The sequence below is a fragment of the Streptomyces sp. NRRL S-495 genome, assembly GCF_000966955.1.
Classification (GTDB): Bacteria; Actinomycetota; Actinomycetes; order Streptomycetales; family Streptomycetaceae; genus Kitasatospora; species Kitasatospora purpeofusca.
Map to the genome: position 1 here is coordinate 1 of NZ_JZWY01000097.1, position 18,648 is coordinate 18,648.

13 protein-coding genes, 1 tRNA gene and 1 pseudogene are annotated in these 18,648 nt (G+C 71.6%); 9 read left to right on the plus strand and 6 right to left on the minus strand.

Translation table 11 applies throughout. From position 1 onward, the window contains the following. Positions 1 to 415: 415 nt before the first annotated feature. Both VR45_RS07125 and VR45_RS07130 read left to right on the plus strand, forming a co-directional pair. The gene (locus VR45_RS07125) at positions 416 to 1,066 is read left to right on the plus strand and encodes a TetR/AcrR family transcriptional regulator (protein WP_045938822.1); all 651 of its coding nucleotides are present in this window, start codon (positions 416 to 418) and stop codon (positions 1,064 to 1,066) included. A gap of 156 nt (positions 1,067 to 1,222) precedes the next feature. Next, positions 1,223 to 2,986 carry a hypothetical protein gene (locus tag VR45_RS07130; protein WP_045938823.1) on the plus strand — a complete coding sequence of 588 codons (1,764 nt, stop codon included), beginning with the start codon at positions 1,223 to 1,225 and terminating at the stop codon, positions 2,984 to 2,986. Here VR45_RS07130 and VR45_RS07135 read toward each other — a convergent pair. Further along, the gene (locus tag VR45_RS07135) at positions 2,925 to 5,138 is read right to left on the minus strand and encodes an ATP-binding protein (protein ID WP_052708898.1); all 2,214 of its coding nucleotides are present in this window, start codon (positions 5,136 to 5,138) and stop codon (positions 2,925 to 2,927) included. The two genes, VR45_RS07130 and VR45_RS07135, sit on opposite strands and share 62 nt — an antisense overlap. Before the next feature lie 224 nt (positions 5,139 to 5,362). Beyond that, a tRNA-Gly gene (locus VR45_RS07140) sits at positions 5,363 to 5,436 on the minus strand. A gap of 260 nt (positions 5,437 to 5,696) precedes the next feature. On the opposite strand from VR45_RS07140, the gene VR45_RS07145 reads away from it, so the two are divergent. After that, on the plus strand, positions 5,697 to 5,933 hold the full coding sequence (locus VR45_RS07145; protein WP_045938839.1) for a hypothetical protein: 237 nt from the start codon (positions 5,697 to 5,699) through the stop codon (positions 5,931 to 5,933). Positions 5,934 to 6,015: 82 nt separating this feature from the next. Then, positions 6,016 to 6,591 carry a dCTP deaminase gene (dcd, locus tag VR45_RS07150; protein WP_045938825.1) on the plus strand — a complete coding sequence of 192 codons (576 nt, stop codon included), beginning with the start codon at positions 6,016 to 6,018 and terminating at the stop codon, positions 6,589 to 6,591. 112 nt (positions 6,592 to 6,703) lie between these two features. Here dcd and VR45_RS07155 read toward each other — a convergent pair whose 3' ends face one another. The 4 genes and pseudogenes from VR45_RS07155 to VR45_RS07170 all read right to left on the minus strand — a co-directional run bounded on the left by VR45_RS07155 (position 6,704) and on the right by VR45_RS07170 (position 12,617). Beyond that, positions 6,704 to 7,594 carry a metal-dependent hydrolase gene (locus VR45_RS07155; RefSeq protein WP_045938826.1) on the minus strand — a complete coding sequence of 297 codons (891 nt, stop codon included), beginning with the start codon at positions 7,592 to 7,594 and terminating at the stop codon, positions 6,704 to 6,706. A gap of 150 nt (positions 7,595 to 7,744) precedes the next feature. Next, positions 7,745 to 8,794, minus strand: coding sequence for a Yip1 family protein (locus VR45_RS07160; protein ID WP_045938827.1), 1,050 nt, complete (start codon positions 8,792 to 8,794; stop codon positions 7,745 to 7,747). 175 nt (positions 8,795 to 8,969) lie between these two features. Beyond that, positions 8,970 to 10,043 (minus strand): annotated as a pseudogene (locus VR45_RS07165) (NDP-sugar synthase); the annotation flags it as partial. A 351-nt stretch (positions 10,044 to 10,394) separates the two neighbouring features. Continuing rightward, positions 10,395 to 12,617, minus strand: coding sequence for a (Fe-S)-binding protein (locus tag VR45_RS07170; protein WP_045938829.1), 2,223 nt, complete (start codon positions 12,615 to 12,617; stop codon positions 10,395 to 10,397). 333 nt (positions 12,618 to 12,950) lie between these two features. Here VR45_RS07170 and dnaK point away from each other — a divergent pair, with 333 nt between their 5' ends. From dnaK to VR45_RS42115, 5 genes are all read left to right on the plus strand, one after another. Further along, positions 12,951 to 14,798: a molecular chaperone DnaK gene (dnaK, locus tag VR45_RS07175; RefSeq protein ID WP_045938830.1), complete on the plus strand. Its 1,848-nt coding sequence runs from the start codon at positions 12,951 to 12,953 to the stop codon at positions 14,796 to 14,798. Next, positions 14,795 to 15,430: a nucleotide exchange factor GrpE gene (gene grpE, locus VR45_RS07180; RefSeq protein WP_045938831.1), complete on the plus strand. Its 636-nt coding sequence runs from the start codon at positions 14,795 to 14,797 to the stop codon at positions 15,428 to 15,430. The genes dnaK and grpE overlap by 4 nt, the downstream gene beginning before the upstream one ends. A 158-nt stretch (positions 15,431 to 15,588) precedes the next feature. Further along, positions 15,589 to 16,743: a molecular chaperone DnaJ gene (dnaJ, locus tag VR45_RS07185; protein WP_045938832.1), complete on the plus strand. Its 1,155-nt coding sequence runs from the start codon at positions 15,589 to 15,591 to the stop codon at positions 16,741 to 16,743. 7 nt (positions 16,744 to 16,750) lie between these two features. Next, positions 16,751 to 17,263: a helix-turn-helix domain-containing protein gene (locus VR45_RS07190; RefSeq protein ID WP_078896297.1), complete on the plus strand. Its 513-nt coding sequence runs from the start codon at positions 16,751 to 16,753 to the stop codon at positions 17,261 to 17,263. A 201-nt stretch (positions 17,264 to 17,464) separates the two neighbouring features. Continuing rightward, complete coding sequence (locus tag VR45_RS42115; protein ID WP_052708899.1) at positions 17,465 to 18,496, plus strand: helix-turn-helix domain-containing protein; 1,032 nt, start codon at positions 17,465 to 17,467, stop codon at positions 18,494 to 18,496. Positions 18,497 to 18,648 lie beyond the last annotated feature (152 nt).

The window sequence follows — 18,648 nt, forward strand, 5'->3', positions numbered from 1 at the left end:
CCCCGGCCACCCCTTGCCAACCGGACGGACATCCCCGATTGTGGATGTTTCATGGATTCGAGGTATTGACAAACCAACCAAGCGGTTTGTTACGGTAACGATCAACGACGCCCCACAACAAAGGGGGCCTGCCGGGCCTGTGCGGAACGCTCTCGCCGGAGAGCGGTGCCAGGGGGGACGGTGGAGTCCGGGGTGGTCGGGGGGAGCGGCGAACAGCCGCGCGTGACGCGGCGCGGAGCGGGTCCGGGGGGACTCGCTCCGCGCCTCCCTGCTTTCCGGGCCCCTGTTGTCGCCCCTTTGTCGCCGCGCCCCTTGTCGCCGCCCCTTTTTGCCGCGCTCACCACCGTCCGCACTTCACACCCCTCCAGGTAAACTGCACCGGGTAGTGCAACACGCCGAGGAGGGGACCCGCCCGATGAGCACAGCGAACCCGGCAGCGACCACCGGCTCACGCCGCATGCCCGAGAAGCGCCGGGCCATCGCCCGCGCGGCGAGCACGGTGTTCGGCCGCGAGGGCTACACCCGGGCCAGCGTCGACGCCATCGCCTCCGAGGCCGGCGTGTCCAAGCGCACCATCTACAACCACTTCGGCGACAAGGAGAAGCTCTTCCTCTCCGTCGCCCTGGAGACCGCCGGCGAACTCACCGAGATCATCGCCGGCCTGGCCGACCGCCATCTGCACAAGATCGTCGACCTGGAGGCCGACCTCACCGCCTTCGCCGTCGACCGCGCCAAGGCCGTGCTCGCCGCCGGCGAGCACTATGCCCTCGGCCGCACCATCCGCGCCGAAGCCGGCAACATCCCGCCCGACGTCCTCGCCGCCTGGCTCGCCGCCGGCCCACTCGCCTCCCAGCGGGACCTCGCCGACCACCTCACCCGCCTCGCCTCCCAGCACCTGCTCGCCCTCGACGACCCCGACCTCGCCGCCACCCACTTCACCCTGCTCACCTTCAGCGGCGCGGCCGACCAGTCCTTCTACGGCGCCGTCCCCATCTCCGACGCCGCCCTCCGCGCCACCGTCACCACCGGAGTCCAGGCCTTCCTCCGCCTCTACCCCCGCCCCTGAACCCGCCCCTCGTCCCGCCCTTCACCTCGCCCCGACCGGCTCGCGCGGCAGGACCGCCGAGGAGTCCACCTCTCGGCGCGATACGTTGGCAGTTCCGATTCCAAGATCGGCGACGGCGGCCGCAGAGGTCTCGAACCGGAAGGGCTGGGAGGCAGTGTGGTCGAGGATCTGAAGCACTGGATTCGCGTACCGGTGGGGCCCGACGCGGCCCGGTGGGCCACCCGCGGACGGTGCCGGCGGGTCCTGCTGATCGTCCACAACGTGACGGCGGCGACGCGGCTGATCGATGTGCTTCCACTGTTCCGCGACGACCTGCGACTCCAGGTGCTGGCGACCTGCACCGGCTCGTCGCCGTTCCAGTCGGGTGTGGCGGAGCTGCTGGCGTCGACGGGCGTCCCGGTCCTGCCCTGGGAGCAGGCCCTCTCGACTCCCGTGGACCTGGCGATATCGGCGAGCTTCGGCGGCCAACTCAGCGATGTCAAAGGCAAGTTGACAGTTCTCTCGCACGGCGTCGGATACAATAAGACGCTGACAGCGCCGGACGCCGGACGCCGGACGCCGGACGCCGTGTTCGGGCTCGGGCCGGAGTGGATCCTCACCACCGGAGGCGCCCCGATCGCGGACGCCATGGTCTTCTCCCACCCCGAGCAGATCGACCGGCTCGCCAAGTCCTGCCCCGAGGCCGTGCCGACCGCCGTACTGGCCGGCGACCCCTGCTTCGACCGCATCCTCGCCGCCCGGCACCACCGGGACCGGTACCGGCGGGCCCTCGGGGTGCATCCCGGGCAGCGCCTCGTCCTGCTGAACTCCACCTGGAACCCGACCTCGCTCTTCGGTGACTCCGGCCCCGAGGACGTCCTCCCGCTCCTGCTGCCCCGGCTGACCTCCGAACTCCCCACCGACGAGTACCGGGTGGCGGCCGTCCTCCACCCGAACATCTGGCACGGCCACGGCCCCGGCCAGATCCGCCTCTGGCTGGACAGGGCCCGTCGGGCCGGGCTCGCCCTCGTCGACCCGCTCGAAGGCTGGCGCCAGGCCCTGATCGCCGCGGACGTGGTCCTGGGCGACTTCGGTTCGGTCAGCTACTACGCCGCCGCCTGCGGCACACCCGTACTGCTGGGCGCCGCCGACCCGGAGGCCCTCGGGACGGAGTCACCCGTCGCGGCGTTCGTCCGATCCGCACCCCGACTCGATCCGTACCGGGCGCTGTCGCCCCAGTTGGACAGGCTGCTGAGCGAACACCGCCCCCTCGACGGGCCGAACGAGCTGACCAGCTCGGCGCCGGGGCGCTCCGCCGTCCTGCTGCGCAGCCTCTTCTACGAGTTGATCGGCATCACCGAGCCGGCTGCCCCGGCCGTGCTCGACCCGCTGCCGCTGCCGCCGTACGAACCGCCGCTCCGCACCGCGCCCCTGCGCGTGCTCACCCGCACCACCGCGGACGGCACCATCGCCGTGCTGCGCTTCGCCGAGCCCCGGTACGAACCGGACGGCGCCGAGGGCGAGGGCCACCTCGCCGTGCACGAGGACACCCTCGATCCCGGTGCCCTGGAGTCGGCCGACGTCGTCCTCCGGTACGGCGAGCCCGACGACCCCCGCTTCGGCTCGCCCCAGGAGTGGGCGGCCGAGGTGCTCGACCGGTACCGGTCCGCCTCACTCGCCGCCTACGTCACCGGCCCTCGCGAGTGCGAGGTGCTGCACCGCGGCGGACTGCGGTGCAGGCTGACCTCCGACACCGCCGGCGACCCGGCCGTGCACGCCTCTGCGCTGCTCGCACGACTGCACACCGGAGCCGGGACCGTGGCACCGGCGCCCACCACCCTGACCGTCAGGACCGGCACCCACCTGGCGCGGGTCCGCGTCACGGTTGATCGGGAAGGTGATCGGGGAGGCACTGGGCGCGCAGCCCGGCCAGGTAGGTGAGGTGCACCGTGGCGTTCTCCCGACCCAGCAGCACGGCAGCCTCGTCGATCAGTGGCAGCGCCCCGGTACGGTCGGCCGTGTCGAGGTGGAGCTCGGCGAGATCCGTCAGCACCCGGGCGGTGTTGTAGCGCTCACCGCTGTCGCGGAAGAACTCCCTTGCGGTGGCGAGCCGTTGCTCCGCCTCGTCGAACCGGCCGAGGCCCCTCAGTGCCCGCCCGCGGTGCCGGTGCAGCAGCGCGCGGGCCCGCGGCACATCGGCAGCGCCGTCGTCGGCCGGGCCGATCCGGTCCAGCAGCCCGTCCGCCTCCTCGAAGCACTCCAGGGCAGGCCCGAAGCGCCACTGCCGCAGCCGCAGCAGTCCCAGCGACTCGACCGCCGTCGCCCGGCCACGCACGTGCCCGGCCCGGGCCTCGTCCTCCGCGGCCGTCAGCAGCTCGCGTTCCGCCTCCTCGTCCTGCCGCAACTCCATCAGGGCGAAGGCGAGTTGGATGTGCATCCGGCCGGCCGTCCGGGTCCCCGGGCAGTGCCGACCGGCCGTACGGGCCCCGGCCCGCAGCGCGGGCAGCAGCACATCGTGGCAGCCGGCCTTCAACTGCACGGCCCAGAGCGCCTCGACGGTCTGGCAGACGGTGTCGGAGCGGCCGAACTCCTCGGCGGCGAGCACGGCTTCCACCAGGTTGCCCACCTCGGCGACCAGCGCGGCGACCGCCGCGCCCTCGTCCTCGTACGGCCCCGGACCCAGCTCGGCGTACAGCGGGCCGAGGTGCCAACGTTCCTTCAACGCCGCGTAGTCGGCGCGGACGGCGAACCGCAGGTACCAGTCCGCGGCGCGGGCCACGGCCGCGGCGCACCCCGCCAGGCCGTCCTCGCGGGCCGCGGCCTCCTCCGCGTGCGCACGCACCGCCGGCCGGTACCGGTAGCGACCGTCGCCGGTGCTCTCCAGCAGCTGGAGCTCCGCCAGTTCGGCCAGCGCCCGCTCGGCGTCGTCCTCCGGAACCTCGGCCGTCACCGCCACCACGGCCGCGCTCAGCGAGGGCCACGGCCGCAGCGACCCGAGCCGGTAGATCCGCGCCGCCTCCGCCCCGAGCCGCCGGTAGGCCTCCTCGGCGACGGCCCGCACCGGCGGCAGGGGACTCCCCGCCGGCAGGGGATCGGCCGGATCACCGCCGCCGACCTGCCCCGTCGCCAAGTACGGAGCCATGGCTCGCAGCGCGAACGGGGAGCCGGCGCACCGCTCCAGCACCGAGGGAACCGTGGCGCGGGCCGTCACCATGGCGGACCGTCCCGCCAGCTCGGCCAGCAGCCGCTTGGCGTCCTTGTCGGACAGCGGACCGACGGAGACGGTGACCGCGTCCAACCCGGTGAGCGGACGACGGGCGACGATCAGGGTGAACACCCCGGGCGCCGCCGTGATCAGCGGACCGACCTGGGCCGCCGACTGCGCGTGGTCGAGCACCACCAGCAGCCGCCGGCCGGACAGCAGGGAGCGGAAGAGGTCGACCCGGTCCTCCACGGCGGGCGGCACGTACTCCGCCGGCACCCCCAGGCGCAGCAGGAAATGCCGCAGGACCGTCGCGGCCGTCGGGGCGGTGCTCACCGAACCGCCCCGGAGGTCCATGTACAAGGTCCCGTCCGGGAACCGGCCCGCCTCGCGGCCGCCCCAGTGGAAGGCGAGCGCACTGGTACCGATTCCCGCCGGACCGTGCAGCACGGCCACCTTCGGCAGACCGTCGGGCTTGCGGTCCGCCTCCCGGTCCAGCAGCGCCAGCGGGCCCTTCCGGTCGGTGAAGAAGCGCGCCGAGGCCGGCAGCAGCCGCGGCACCCCGTGCGCCGCCGCCTCACCGGCGCCTCGCCCACTCATCACAGCGGCGAGCGCCCTCGCCTGCTCGGGGCTGCGCTGCGCCTCCGCCACGAGCAGCCCCGCCACCGACTCCCGCTCGGCCTGCCCCACCGGCGCCGGCACCTCACGCCCCACCACCCGGGCCACCAGCCCGCCCACCGTCTCCCAGGCCCGCTTCCCCGCCTCGTTGGCCATCCCCGCACCGGCCGCGCCCAGGAAAGCCGTCACCATCGACAACGACAACGGATCCACCGCACCCACCCCCCGGTCCTCCGTGAGGCAGAGGTTCTCCAATGCCCCGACCTGTTGCATCCGGCCCAACGGTAGCCTGCCGACGCACACCGCCGAAGGACCTTCAACTGCCACCGCAGCGGAGCGGATCCGGGCCTCCCCCACCACCCCGGCGGCGCTCTGCACGGCCCCCCGGATCGGCTGCGGCCCGTTCCTCCGCCCCCGTCGTGCGCCGGGCCGGAGACGGGGTCGAACCGGCCCGGACAACACGAAAGCCGCAGGTCAGTGACCTGCGGCTTTACCTATGGAGCGGGCGACGAGAATCGAACTCGCGCTATAAGCTTGGGAAGCTCATGTTCTACCATTAAACTACGCCCGCCTGACGAGTCGTCAGAGACGCTCGATCTGCCTTCACTGTACCCCATCCGTCCCGGTCGTTGCACAGGTGGCCGGAGGTCGTGGCGGAGCCGCGCGGGGTGGGGGCGGAGGCGTACTGTGTGGGCCGCGTGAGACTGCCCCGGCGGGTGGGTGCGGGCGGCGAGCCTTGGTGTGGAATGTCCGGAACTTCCCCTAATGTGACGCTGGTCCCGGGGGCTCCGCCGTTCGGGGCGACGAGTACGGGTGAGTACCGGGGTAAGGATGGGAAGGGGATCGATGGAGCAGCGCGCCGTCGTTCGTTGTGCCGAGGGGCACCTGTTCAGCACCACCACGTTCCCGATGCAGAATCTCGGGCCCGGCCGGCTGGGGCCGGGCCGGCTGATCCGGTGCCCGCAGTGCGGGCGGCTGAGGAGTTCGGTGCTGGCCGACGTACGGGAGCTGTCCGAGCCGCAACTGGCCCGGGCGCTGCGGCTGGAGGCCGCGGAGTTCCTCGCCTGACGAGGGTGGTCAGGGGAGAGATGTGACGGGTGCGGCCCCGGGCGATTCGTCCGGGGCCGCATCGTGCACGTAACCTCGAAGCGTGCTGCTCTCTGACAAGGACATCCGGGCCGAGATCGACAACGGCCGGGTGGTGATCGATCCGTTCGACCCCGCGATGGTCCAGCCGTCGAGCATCGACGTGCGACTGGACCGCTTCTTCAGGGTCTTCGAGAACCACCGCTACCCGCACATCGACCCCTCCGAGGAGCAGCCGGACCTGACCCGGCTGGTCGAGCCGGAGGGCGAGGACGCGTTCATCCTGCACCCGGGCGAGTTCGTGCTGGCGTCGACCTTCGAGGTCATCACGCTGCCCGACGACGTCGCCTCGCGGCTGGAGGGCAAGTCCAGCCTGGGCCGGCTCGGTCTGCTGACGCACTCCACGGCGGGCTTCATCGACCCCGGGTTCAGCGGGCACGTCACGCTGGAGCTGTCGAACGTCGCGACCCTGCCGATCAAGCTCTACCCGGGGATGAAGATCGGGCAGCTCTGCCTGTTCCGGCTCTCCTCGCCCTCGGAGCACCCGTACGGCTCGGAGCGCTACGGCTCGCGCTACCAGGGGCAGCGCGGCCCGACGCCGTCCCGTTCCTTCCTGAACTTCCACCGCTCCAAGGTCTGAGCGGCAACACGAGCAACGCGAGCGACACAAGCGACGCGAGCAACACGAACCACACGAGCGGCGAGCAGGACGCGGGCGGCCACCCTGGACGGGGTGGCCGCCCGCCGCCGTGTCAGGCCCGCTTCGGGCGGGTGACGGCGACCAGCTCGCTGCCGTCCTCGGAGAGCCGCAGCTCGGTGCGGAGCTCGGCCAGCTCGCCCAGGTGGTGCAGATGGGTGCCGCCGCAGAAGATCCGCGCCGCGCCCTCGGGCAGCTCGCAGTGCCACTCGCGGCGGGCGGTCAGCTCCGGACCGGGGACGTCGATGCGCACCGGGGCGTCGGCGGCGACCCAGCCGGCCAGCCGGCGGTTGACGGCCTCGGTCAGCTCGGGGAGGGCGTCGGCGAGGGCCGGGAACTCCTCGGTGGCCTCGGCGGTGAAGCCCTTCTTGCGCAGCGACTTGCCGAGCCGGTAGGTGTCGGTGCTCGCCTCGGTGTCCATCACCGAGCTCGCCATGGCGAGGCTGTCGAAGTCCGGGTGGCCGAAGGCGTCGGTGCGGCCCGGGTCCTTGCGCCAGCGCGGTGCGAGCGCCTCGTTGAGGGCGAGGGCGAGCAGGTGGCAGCCGCTGTGAGAGGCGCTGAGCGCCCCCCGCCGGCCGGCGTCGACGGCGAGGGCGGCGGTCCGGCCGACGATGTCGCCCGGGTCGGCCGCGAGGACGTGCAGGACCAGCCAGGACCACTCCTCGTCGCCGCGCCGGACCGGGATGTCGGCGCCGACCAGCACCGGGCCGCCGTCCGGACCGACCGCACCGGTGAGGCAGTCGACGACGGCCAGCTCGACGCCGTCCACGGTGAGCGTGCCGAGGTCGGCGGGCTGGTCGGGCCAGGTGTGGTCGAGCGGGTGGAACGGCGTCGCCCCGGTGACCACGGCGTACCGGCCGCCGTCCAGCGGGTGCACCGCGAGCACCGTCGACTCGCCGGTCACCGCCCCGGCCGGGAAGCTGACGTGCGTGGTGGGGAGGGTCATGCCTGGCTCCGTGCGGGTGAGGGTGGACTGGACAGGACGAACAGCGCGGCCCGGACGGGACGGCCCGGGCAACGGCAACGGGCCCCGCGAGGCGAGGCCCGTGCTCCATTGTCCCCGAGGTCCGGGGGCGCGCCCGGGAGGGGGACGGGGTCAGCCGAGGGTCGGCAGCTTGATCAGCACCAGCAGCGCCAGCAGCTGCAGCGCCGCCGCACCGGCCGCCTTGCCCCAGGGCAGGTCGTGCACCCGGCGGACCATGCTGGTCAGCAGGAAGGCGCAGAGCAGCCAGGTGGCCCAGCCGACCGCCTGGACCAGCAGGTTGTCGGCCGGCAGTACCAGCGCCAGCAGCAGCCGGGGCGCGTCCGTGACCCAGCCGATCAGCACGGCCAGGCCGACCGTGGACTGCCACGGGCCGTCGCCGCCGAACTGCCGGGCCAGCGCGTACGTGACCCCGCCGAGCATGGCGCCGGCCAGGGTGAAGCCGATCGCCGCCGCCAGCAGCGCGGTGAGCGCCACGGTGAAGGTCGAGTTGACCACGTCGTCGCGGGTCATGCCGAGGCCGAGCACGGCGAGGGCGCCGTACAGCAGGGAGACCGTGACGGCGGGCAGCCAGACCTGGTGGTCGCGGGTGCGGTCGAAGATCGCGGTGGGGGTGCGGAAGAGTCCGGTCAGCAGTTCGCGCCAGCTCGGCCTCGGCCCGGTGGCCTGCGGTGCGGACTGGCCGCCGGCCCGGTAGACGGCGACGTTGTCGTCGCCGTAACCCTGGGCCCGGCCCTGCTCCCCGTAGCCGTCGGGGTACGGCGGCTGCTCCGGAGCATAGGAGGACGGGTCGCCCGCGTACGGGTCGGCGCCGACCGGGAAGGCCCGGGTGTGACCGGGGTGGTCGGCCGCGTACGGGTCCCGCTGCGGCCCGCCGTAGGGCTGCCCCGGCTGCCCCGGGTAGGGCTGCTGCCCCGCGTACGGGTCCCGCTGCCCGCCGTACGGGTCCTGCTGCGAGGCGTACGGGGAGCGGGGACCGGGACCGTACGGGTCCGTCGGGCCCTGCGGGGCGGACGGGCCGCCGGGGCCCTGCTGCGGGCCGGTGAAGTACTCCGGCCCGTCCGTCGGCCCGTACCCCCCGGGCGCCGCCTGCTGCTGCGGGGGCGCCGACCACCCGCCACGGGGGTCGGCGCCCTGACCGCTGTCGTATCGATTGCCAGCCACGTTCCGAAGGTACCCGCCCGGCGGGCGCCCCGGTGGCCGGGCACCGGACCGGTTCCGGTTTGCAGCGAGCCTGTTACTGCCGCGGGGTCACGGCGGGGCGCTACTGCCCCACGGCCACCTTCGGCCCGTGCACGGAGGCCGCGGCGCTGGTCCCGGCCGGGCACCCGCCCGGGCCGGCCGAGGTGCGGACGGCGCCGACCGGCAGCAGGGTGCCGCAGGCGATCCGGATGCCGTTCGGCAGCTCGTTGTCGGACTCCACGATCGCGCCGTCACCGATCACCGCGCCGTCCAGCGCGGTGCGGTCGCCGATGGTCGCGAAGGCGCCCACGATCGAGTCCTTGACCAGGGTGTCGGCGCCGATGACGGCACCGGGCAGGATCACGCTGCCCTCGACGATGGCGCCGGCCTCGACCACCGCGCCCTCGGCGACCACGGTGCCGCCGCTGAGCACCGCGCCGTGCCGGACGGTCGAGCCGGGCAGCAGCAGGGCGTCGCCGGTCGGGCCGGGGACGGCGGGCGAGTCGACCTTGCCGAGCACGAGGTCGGCCGAGCCGCGGACGAAGGCGGCCGGGGTGCCGAGGTCGAGCCAGTACGAGGTGTCGACGACGCCGCGCAGCAGCGCCCCGGTGGCCAGCAGCTCGGGGAAGGTCTCGCGCTCGACGGAGACCTCGCGGCCGGTCGGGATGCGGTCGATCACGGAGCGGGTGAAGACGTAGCAGCCGGCGTTGATCTGGTCGGTGACGATCTGCTCCGGCGTCTCCGGCTTCTCCAGGAACTCCAGCACCCGGCCGTGCTCGTCGGTCGGGACGAGGCCGAAGGCGCGCGGGTCCTCGACCCGGGTGAGGTGCAGGGTGACGTCGGCCCCGGCGGCCACGTGGCCGTCGCGCAGGGCGGCGATGTCGACGCCGGAGAGGATGTCGCCGTTGAAGACCAGGACCGGCTCGTCGGGGCCGCAGGTGAGCCCGGTGGCCGCGTTGCGGATGGCCCCGCCGGTGCCGAGCGGCTCGCGCTCGGTCAGGTAGACCAGCTCGATGCCGTAGGGGGTGCCGTCCTGGAAGTGGTCCTCGAAGACCTCGGCGAGGTAGGAGGTGGCGAGCACCACCCGGGTGACCCCGGCCGCCGCCGCGCGCGCCAGCTGGTGCGCGATGAACGGGACGCCTGCCACCGGCAGCATGGGCTTGGGGGTGTGGGTGGTCAGCGGACGCAGTCGCGTGCCCTTACCACCGACCAGCATGATCGCCTCGGTCATGGTCTGCGCTGTTCCCCTTGTGCTCTGTGCGGCCCGGCCCGGCGGGCCGATACCTCCGTCGGTGTGGTGTACGCCGTTCCGGGGGCCGGAACGGATCGACCGGCGCACGGCCGGTCCGGCGCCTACTGTATTTCCTTCTGACAGGAGCGCCGCCCGGTGGTCCTGACCTCGGCGCCCGGGACTGGACCGGGCGCCGGGCGGGAGAACCCGGATCGGTCACCGGAAAAGCCCCGGGCGGTCACCGGAAAAGCCCGGCCCGGGCGGATGCCGGTGGCACCCCCCGGGCCGGGCGGTTGTTGCAGAACTGTCGAACAACCGGGCCGGTTCACGGCCCCTCGGGCGGGACGCCGCTCAGGCGTCGACCGTCTGCGGCTCCTCGGCCTCGGCCGGCGGGACCGCCTTGACCGAGTCGAGCAGCAGCTGGGCGACGTCGACGACCTTCAGGTGCTCCTTGGCCGCGCCCTCGTTCTTCTTGCCGTTCACCGAGTCGGAGAGCATCACCAGGCAGAACGGGCAGGCGGTGGAGACGATGTCCGGGTTGAGGGACAGCGCCTCGTCCACGCGCTCGGTGTTGATCCGCTTGCCGATGCGCTCCTCCATCCACATCCGCGCGCCGCCGGCGCCGCAGCAGAAGCCGCGCTCCTTGTGGCGGTGCATCTCCTGCTGGCGCAGACCGGGGACCTTGTCCATGATCTCGCGCGGCGGGCTGTAGACCTTGTTGTGCCGGCCCAGGTAGCAGGGGTCGTGGTACGTGATCAGGCCCTCGACCGGGTTGACCGGCACGAGCTTGCCCTCGTCGATGAGGTGCTGCAGCAGCTGGGTGTGGTGGATGACCTCGAAGTGGCCGCCCAGCTGCGGGTACTCGTTGGCGATGGTGTTGAAGCAGTGCGGGCAGGTCGCCACGATCCGCTTGACCGGGGCGTCCTCCAGCGCGGCGTTCAGGGTCTCGACGTTCTGCGCGCCGAGCATCTGGAAGAGGAACTCGTTGCCCAGGCGGCGGGCGGAGTCACCGGTGCAGGACTCCTCCTTGCCGAGGATCGCGAACTTCACGCCCGCGGTGTGCAGCAGCTCGGCGAAGGCCTTGGTGGTCTTCTTCGCCCGGTCCTCCAGGGCACCGGCGCAGCCCACCCAGTACAGGTACTCGACCTCGGCGGGGTCGATGTCCTCACCGATCACCGGCACCTCGATGCCGGTCTCCTTCTTGAGCTCCTTGACCCAGTCGAGGCGCGCCTTGGTGGCCATGCCCCAGGGGTTGCCCTTGTTCTCCAGGTTCTTGAGCATGGTGCCGGCCTCGGTGGGGAACGAGGACTCGATCATGACCTGGTAGCGGCGCATGTCGACGATGTGGTCGATGTGCTCGATGTCGACGGGGCACTGCTCGACGCAGGCGCCGCAGGTGGTGCAGGACCACAGCACGTCCGGGTCGATGACGCCGTTCTCCTCGGCGGTGCCGATCAGCGGGCGCTCGGCCTCGGCCAGGGCGGCCGCCGGGACGTCCGCCAGCTGCTCGGCGGTGGCCTTCTCCTCGCCCTCCATGTCCTTGCCGCCGCCGGCCAGGAGGTACGGGGCCTTGGCGAAGGCGTGCTCGCGCAGGCTCATGATCAGCAGCTTCGGCGAGAGCGGCTTGCCGGTGTTCCAGGCCGGGCACTGCGACTGGCAGCGGCCGCACTCGGTGCAGGTGGAGAAGTCGAGGATGCCCTTCCAGGAGAAGTGCTCGACCTGGGAGACGCCGAAGACGGCGTCGTCGGCCGGGTCCTCGAAGTCGATCGGCGCGCCGCCGCTGGTCATCGGGCGCAGTTCGCCGAGCGCGGTGGAGCCGTCCTCCGCGCGCTTGAAGTAGATGTTGAAGAAGGCCAGGAAGCGGTGCCAGGCGACGCCCATCGAGGGGTTGATGCCGATGGTGATCGCCCAGGCGAAGGAGGTGCAGATCTTCAGCATCGCGAAGATGTAGACCAGGTTCTCCAGGGTCCCGTGGGACAGGCCGCGGAAGGCCGCCACCAGCGGGTAGGAGATCAGGTACTTGGCCTCGTAGGAGCCGACGCCCTCCAGCGCGCCCTCCAGGCCGCGCAGGATCATGATGCACAGGCCGATGCCGAGGATCGTGTACTCGACGTAGAAGGCCTGCCAGGCGATCGAGCCGGCGAAGCGGGACTTGCGGCCCGCCCGGCCGGGCAGGCTCAGCAGGCGGATCACGATCAGGGCGGCGATGCCCAGCGTGGTGAAGGTGCCGACCAGCTCGGTGAACAGCTCGTACGGCAGCCAGCCGCCGAGCACCGGCAGCACGAACTCGGCGTCGAACAGCTGGAAGAACGCGGTGAGCAGGGTCAGGCCCAGGGTGAAGAAGCCGACCGCGACGAACCAGTGGGCGACGCCGACGATCCCCCAGCGGTTCATCCTGGTGTGGCCGACGAACTCGACGGCCACGGTCTTCACTCGCTGGGCGGGCTGCCCGAAGCGGGTGGCGTCCGGCTGGCCGGTCCGCACCACCCGGTAGATGTAAAGCGCCGCACGAGCGGCGAGCGCGGTGCCGACCACGAACGTGACCAGCGAGATGACGATCGCTGCTAGCTGCATCGGCTCTCCGTCTCCTGCGGCTTGCTTGTTGCGGGTGTGCAGTGTCTCCGGGGCAGTGTACTCGTCGGTAACTTCCTGGGCCGACGGCCCGGACATTACCGCCGGGCACCACTACTCCTGAAGATGCTCAAGGTATGGCGGCAGTCACGTGAGCGCACGCTCGGGGCACCCCCGGCCGTGTCCCGGCGACATCCCGGCCGTGCCGCGGCAGCGGTCGGCTCAGCCCTCGGCTCACCAAAGTTGAGCGAGGCGGACTCATAGCTGTTGACGTGCCCCGGCCTGTCATGCATCCTTGAGCCCGTAAAGCTCAACTCTTCCGTGGAGGTATTTACGATGGCACGCGCGGTCGGCATCGACCTCGGCACGACGAACTCGGTCGTCAGCGTTCTGGAGGGTGGCGAGCCCACCGTCATCACGAACGCCGAGGGCGCGCGGACCACGCCGTCCGTCGTCGCCTTCGCCAAGAACGGCGAGGTGCTCGTCGGCGAGGTGGCCAAGCGCCAGGCGGTCACCAACGTGGACCGCACCATTCGCTCGGTCAAGCGCCACATGGGCACCAGCTGGAAGATCGGGCTGGACGGCAAGGACTTCAACCCGCAGCAGATCAGCGCCTTCATCCTGCAGAAGCTGAAGCGCGACGCCGAGTCCTACCTGGGCGAGACGGTCACCGACGCCGTCATCACCGTCCCGGCGTACTTCTCCGACTCCGAGCGCCAGGCGACCAAGGAGGCCGGTGAGATCGCGGGCCTCAACGTCCTGCGCATCGTCAACGAGCCGACCGCGGCCGCCCTGGCCTACGGCCTGGACAAGGACGACCAGACCATCCTGGTCTTCGACCTCGGCGGCGGCACCTTCGACGTCTCGCTGCTGGAGATCGGCGACGGGGTCGTCGAGGTGAAGGCCACCAACGGTGACAACCACCTCGGTGGCGACGACTGGGACCAGAAGGTCGTCGACCACCTGGTCAAGGTCTTCCAGGCCGGCCACGGTGTCGACCTGTCCAAGGACAAGATGGCCCTGCAGCGTCTGCGCGAGGCCTCCGAGAAGGCCAAGATCGAGCTGTCCTCGTCCTCCGAGACCTCGATCAACCTGCCCTACATCACGGCCTCCGCCGAGGGCCCGCTGCACCTGGACGAGAAGCTCACCCGGGCCCAGTTCCAGCAGCTCACCTCGGACCTGCTGGAGCGCTGCAAGGTCCCGTTCCACAACGTCATCAAGGACGCGGGCATCGCCCTCTCCGAGATCGACCACGTCGTCCTCGTCGGCGGCTCGACCCGGATGCCGGCCGTCGCCGAGCTCGTCCGCGAGCTGACCGGCGGCAAGGACGCCAACAAGGGCGTCAACCCGGACGAGGTCGTCGCCATCGGCGCCTCGCTCCAGGCCGGTGTCCTCAAGGGCGAGGTCAAGGACGTCCTGCTGCTCGACGTCACCCCGCTGTCCCTCGGCATCGAGACCAAGGGCGGCATCATGACCAAGCTGATCGAGCGCAACACCACGATCCCGACCAAGCGCTCCGAGATCTTCACCACGGCCGAGGACAACCAGCCGTCCGTGCAGATCCAGGTCTACCAGGGCGAGCGCGAGATCGCGGCGTACAACAAGAAGCTCGGCATGTTCGAGCTGACCGGCCTGCCGCCGGCCCCCCGCGGCCTGCCCCAGATCGAGGTCACCTTCGACATCGACGCCAACGGCATCATGCACGTCGGCGCGAAGGACCTCGGCACCGGCAAGGAGCAGAAGATGACCGTCACCGGCGGCTCCGCGCTGCCGAAGGACGACATCGAGCGCATGATGCGCGAGGCCGAGCAGTACGCGGAGGAGGACCACAAGCGCCGCGAGGCCGTGGAGACCCGCAACCAGGCCGAGCAGCTCGTGTACTCCACCGAGAAGTTCATCGCCGACAACTCCGACAAGCTCCCGGCCGACGTCAAGACCGAGGTCGAGACCGCCATCGGCGAGCTCAAGGAGGCCCTGAAGGGCGAGGACATCGCGGCGATCCGCGAGGCCTCGGAGAAGGTCTCCACCACCGCCCAGAAGCTCGGCCAGGCGCTCTACGCCAACGCCGACGCCGCCGGTGCGGCGGGCGCGGCCGGCGACGCCGGTGACGCCGGTGCCAAGGACGACGACGTCGTCGACGCCGAGATCGTGGACGACGAGAAGCCCAAGGGTGGTGCGGCATGACGGAGAAGCCGCAGGGTGCCGAGCCCGGCGACGACTCCGCCGCCGAGGAGGCCGTGATCAAGGCCGCCGAGGAGGCCGCCGCGGCCGGTGCCGAGGGCACCGACGCGGGCTCCACCTCGGGGGACGCTGCGGCCAAGCAGCTCGCCGAGCGCACCGCCGATCTCCAGCGCCTCCAGGCCGAGTACCAGAACTACCGCAAGCGGGTCGAGCGCGACCGGCTGACGGTCCGCGAGATCGCCGTCTCCAACATCCTGGAGTCGCTGATCCCGGTCCTGGACGACATCGGCCGGGCCCGCGACCACGGCGAGGTGACGGGCGGCTTCAAGTCCGTCGCCGAGTCGCTGGAGACGGTCGTCGCCAAGCTGGGCCTGCAGCAGTTCGGCAAGGAGGGCGAGCCCTTCGACCCGACCATGCACGAGGCGCTGATGCACAGCTACTCCTCGGAGGTCACCGAGGACACCTGCGTCCAGATCCTCCAGCCCGGCTACCGGATCGGCGAGCGGATCATCCGCCCGGCGATGGTCGCGGTCGCGGAGCCCCAGCCGGGCACCCAGACCACGCCCGGCCCGGACGCCGACACCGCCAAGGGCGGGGAGAAGAAGGACCAGGCCGACGGTGGCTCGGACAGCTGACCACCGGTGACAGCTGACAACCCTTGCGCTGCGGAGTCGTACGCCGGCCAGTACGGCGGACGGCTCCGCAGTGCGCTGTCGAGGTTCCCCGGCACCACTGGCCGGGTTCCGACCGTTGACAGCACTGTGACGATGGACCTCGGGAGGTGGCGCCGGCCATGAGCGGCAAGGACTACGTGGAGAAGGACTACTACAAGGTCCTCGGCGTGCCGAAGGACGCCAGCGCCACAGAGATCAAGAAGACCTACCGCAAGCTGGCGCGCGAGTTCCACCCCGACGCCAACAAGGGCGACACCAAGGCCGAGGAGCGGTTCAAGGACATCTCCGAGGCGTACGACGTCCTCTCCGACGAGAAGCGCCGCAAGGAGTACGACGAGGCCCGCAGCCTCTTCGCCAACGGCGGCTTCCGGGCCGGCGGCCCCGGTGGCACCGGCAGCTACAGCTTCGACTTCGGCGACCTGTTCAGCGGCAGCCAGGGCGGCGGCGGCAGCGGCGGGATCGGCGACGTCTTCGGCGGCCTCTTCAACCGGGGCGGCCGCCAGGCCCAGCCGCGGCGCGGCTCCGACGTCGAGACCGAGGTGACGCTCTCCTTCGAGGAGGCCGTCGACGGTGCGACCGTCCCGCTGCGGATGACCAGCCAGGCCCCCTGCCGCCTCTGCAACGGCACCGGCGCCAAGTCCGGCACCACCCCGCGGGTCTGCCCGACCTGCGTCGGCTCCGGCACCGTGAGCCGGGGCCAGGGCGCCTTCGCGCTCTCCGAGCCCTGCCGGGACTGCCGCGGCCGCGGCATGATCGTCGACGACCCGTGCACCGACTGCCACGGCAGCGGCCGGGCCAGCTCCGCCCGCACCATGCAGGTCCGGATCCCGGCCGGCGTCCAGGACGCCCAGCGGATCCGGCTCAAGGGCAAGGGCGCCCAGGGCGAGCGCGGCGGCCAGCCCGGCGACCTCTACGTCACCGTGCACGTCGATTCGCACCCCGTCTTCGGGCGCAAGGCCGACAACCTGACCGTGACCGTCCCGGTCACCTTCCCCGAGGCCGCCCTCGGCGGCACCATCGAGGTGCCGACCCTGAACGGCCCGTCGGTGAAGCTCAAGCTGCCCCCGGGCAGTGCCAACGGCCTGACCCTGCGGGCCCGCGGCAAGGGCGCCACCCGCAAGGACGGCACCCGCGGCGACCTGCTGGTCACCGTGGAGGTCGTGGTGCCCCAGACCGTCACCGGCGACGCGCTGACCGCACTGGAGCAGTACCGCGAGGCGACCGCCTCCGACGACCCACGAGCCGCCCTGTTCAGAGCGGCGAAGGGAGCGTGACGACCAGATGATCCCCGACGAACCCATCGGACCCGGCCTCGGTGACGGCCTGCCCGGTGGCGGCGCCCGCCGCACCACGCGCCGGAGCGCCCCGCAGCCCCAGTACGTGCTCACCGAGGAGACCCCGGTCTACGTGATCTCGGTGGCCGCCGAGCTCTCCGGTCTGCACCCGCAGACCCTCCGCCAGTACGACCGGCTCGGCCTGGTCTGCCCCGACCGCACCGCCGGCCGGGGCCGCCGCTACTCCGCGCGCGACATCCAGCAGTTGCGCGAGGTCCAGCGGCTCTCCCAGGACGAGGGCATCAACCTGGCCGGCATCAAGCGGATCATCGAGCTGGAGAACCAGGTCACCGCCCTCCAGTCCCGCATCGCCGAACTGGCCGACGCCCTGGAGGGCGCGGCCACCGCGCTCCAGCAGCGCGAGGCCACCATCCACGCCTCCTACCGCCGCGACCTGGTCCCCTACCAGCCGCCCACCCCGCACTCCAGCGCCCTCGTGGTCTGGCGCCCCAAGCGCTGACCCCTCGCACGACGGCCGCCCGCCGCCGGTTTCCCTCTGGTCGGGGGGTGCCGGCGGCGCGGCGTTTGGTGAGAGAGTGCTCGATGCGGGCAACAGCAGATCGAAAACACCGATGCCGGCCCTCGAAGGCTCTGTCCAAGATCCCCGTCGAAGTCGGAGCCCCGGCTTCACACAGCCCTATCCGACACCAGGGAGCCGCAGATGAGCGAGACGGCCGATCCCGGACTCACCTCAGGCGGTCTCGGCGTCCTTTCGGATAATGCCCGCAAGCTGTATCTCGACATCCTGCACACCCACGGTCGCCTGCTGCCCGAAAACCGGGATGCCACCGACGCCGAGTACCTTCAGGAGCTTCTCGACATCGGCCTGCTGGTACCGGACACGGACGATCCGAACGTCCTCGTGGCCGTGGACCCCCAGCAGCTTTCGTCCGGGCTCATCGCTTCCTGGCAGCGCAAGGCCCTCGACCTGCTCTCCCGGGCCGAGGCACTGCCGATCGACCTGAAGGACCTGACCGAGGCTTTCCACACGCCGAAGCAGACCGGCGGCAGCATCGAGTACGTGCGCGGAAAAGTGCTGATCAACCAACGGCTGGGCCAGCTGACCACCAGCTGCACCGAGGAGTTCCTGGCCGCGCAGCCGGGCGGTCCTCGCCCCCCGGAGGCCCTTGCCAGCAGTCGGGACCGGGATCTGGCCCTCCTCCAGAGAGGCGCCACGTTCCGGACGATCTACCACCCGAGCACCCGCTACCACCCGGCCACCAGGGACTACGTCCTGGCGATCACGGACGCGGGCGGGCAGGTCCGCACGCTGGACGAGCCGTACACACGACTCATCGTCGTCGATCGACGTACCGCCATCATTCCTGTCGCCGACGACCTGAATGTGGCCGCGTTCATTCACGACAGGGCGATCATCAGCTACCTGGTCTCCGAGATCTTCGAGCGCAACTGGAACCGCGCACTCGAATTCGACGGCGCCCGGGCGGTACCCCAGGAAGTCATCTCACGCCTGCGACAGACGATCATCGATCTGCTGCTGAAGGGCACCAGTCACCGCGTCATAGCCAGAAGCCTCGGCATCAGCGAACGCACCCTGGCACGTCACATAGCGGACATGCGTGAGGACTACAAGGTCGATTCACTGTTCCAGCTCGGATACGTGCTGGCCCGGAACCCCCAGCACGGTCACCCCGAGAGCCGACCGGACGGGCTGGACGAGGCGACCGACTGACCCGACGAGCCCTCCGACGGAGCGGCTCAGGTCCAGTTGCTGTCGCTGTCCGTCAGTGCAACCGTCCGCAGCTCCGAGGACGCGGGGCTGTGCGACGCGGGCCGGTGGCCGGAAGCTGCCGAGACAATCTGGCTGCTCGCGGTCAATACTGC

Coding starts and splice junctions, on each gene's coding strand:
- VR45_RS07125 (WP_045938822.1), top strand. CDS start 416: ATGAGCACAGCGAACCCGGCAGCGACCACCGGCTCACGCCGCATGCCC.
- VR45_RS07135 (WP_052708898.1), bottom strand. CDS start 5,138: ATGCAACAGGTCGGGGCATTGGAGAACCTCTGCCTCACGGAGGACCGG.
- VR45_RS07145 (WP_045938839.1), top strand. CDS start 5,697: ATGGGAAGGGGATCGATGGAGCAGCGCGCCGTCGTTCGTTGTGCCGAG.
- VR45_RS07155 (WP_045938826.1), bottom strand. CDS start 7,594: ATGACCCTCCCCACCACGCACGTCAGCTTCCCGGCCGGGGCGGTGACC.
- VR45_RS07170 (WP_045938829.1), bottom strand. CDS start 12,617: ATGCAGCTAGCAGCGATCGTCATCTCGCTGGTCACGTTCGTGGTCGGC.
- dnaK (WP_045938830.1), top strand. CDS start 12,951: ATGGCACGCGCGGTCGGCATCGACCTCGGCACGACGAACTCGGTCGTC.
- grpE (WP_045938831.1), top strand. CDS start 14,795: ATGACGGAGAAGCCGCAGGGTGCCGAGCCCGGCGACGACTCCGCCGCC.
- dnaJ (WP_045938832.1), top strand. CDS start 15,589: ATGAGCGGCAAGGACTACGTGGAGAAGGACTACTACAAGGTCCTCGGC.
- VR45_RS07190 (WP_078896297.1), top strand. CDS start 16,751: ATGATCCCCGACGAACCCATCGGACCCGGCCTCGGTGACGGCCTGCCC.
- VR45_RS42115 (WP_052708899.1), top strand. CDS start 17,465: ATGAGCGAGACGGCCGATCCCGGACTCACCTCAGGCGGTCTCGGCGTC.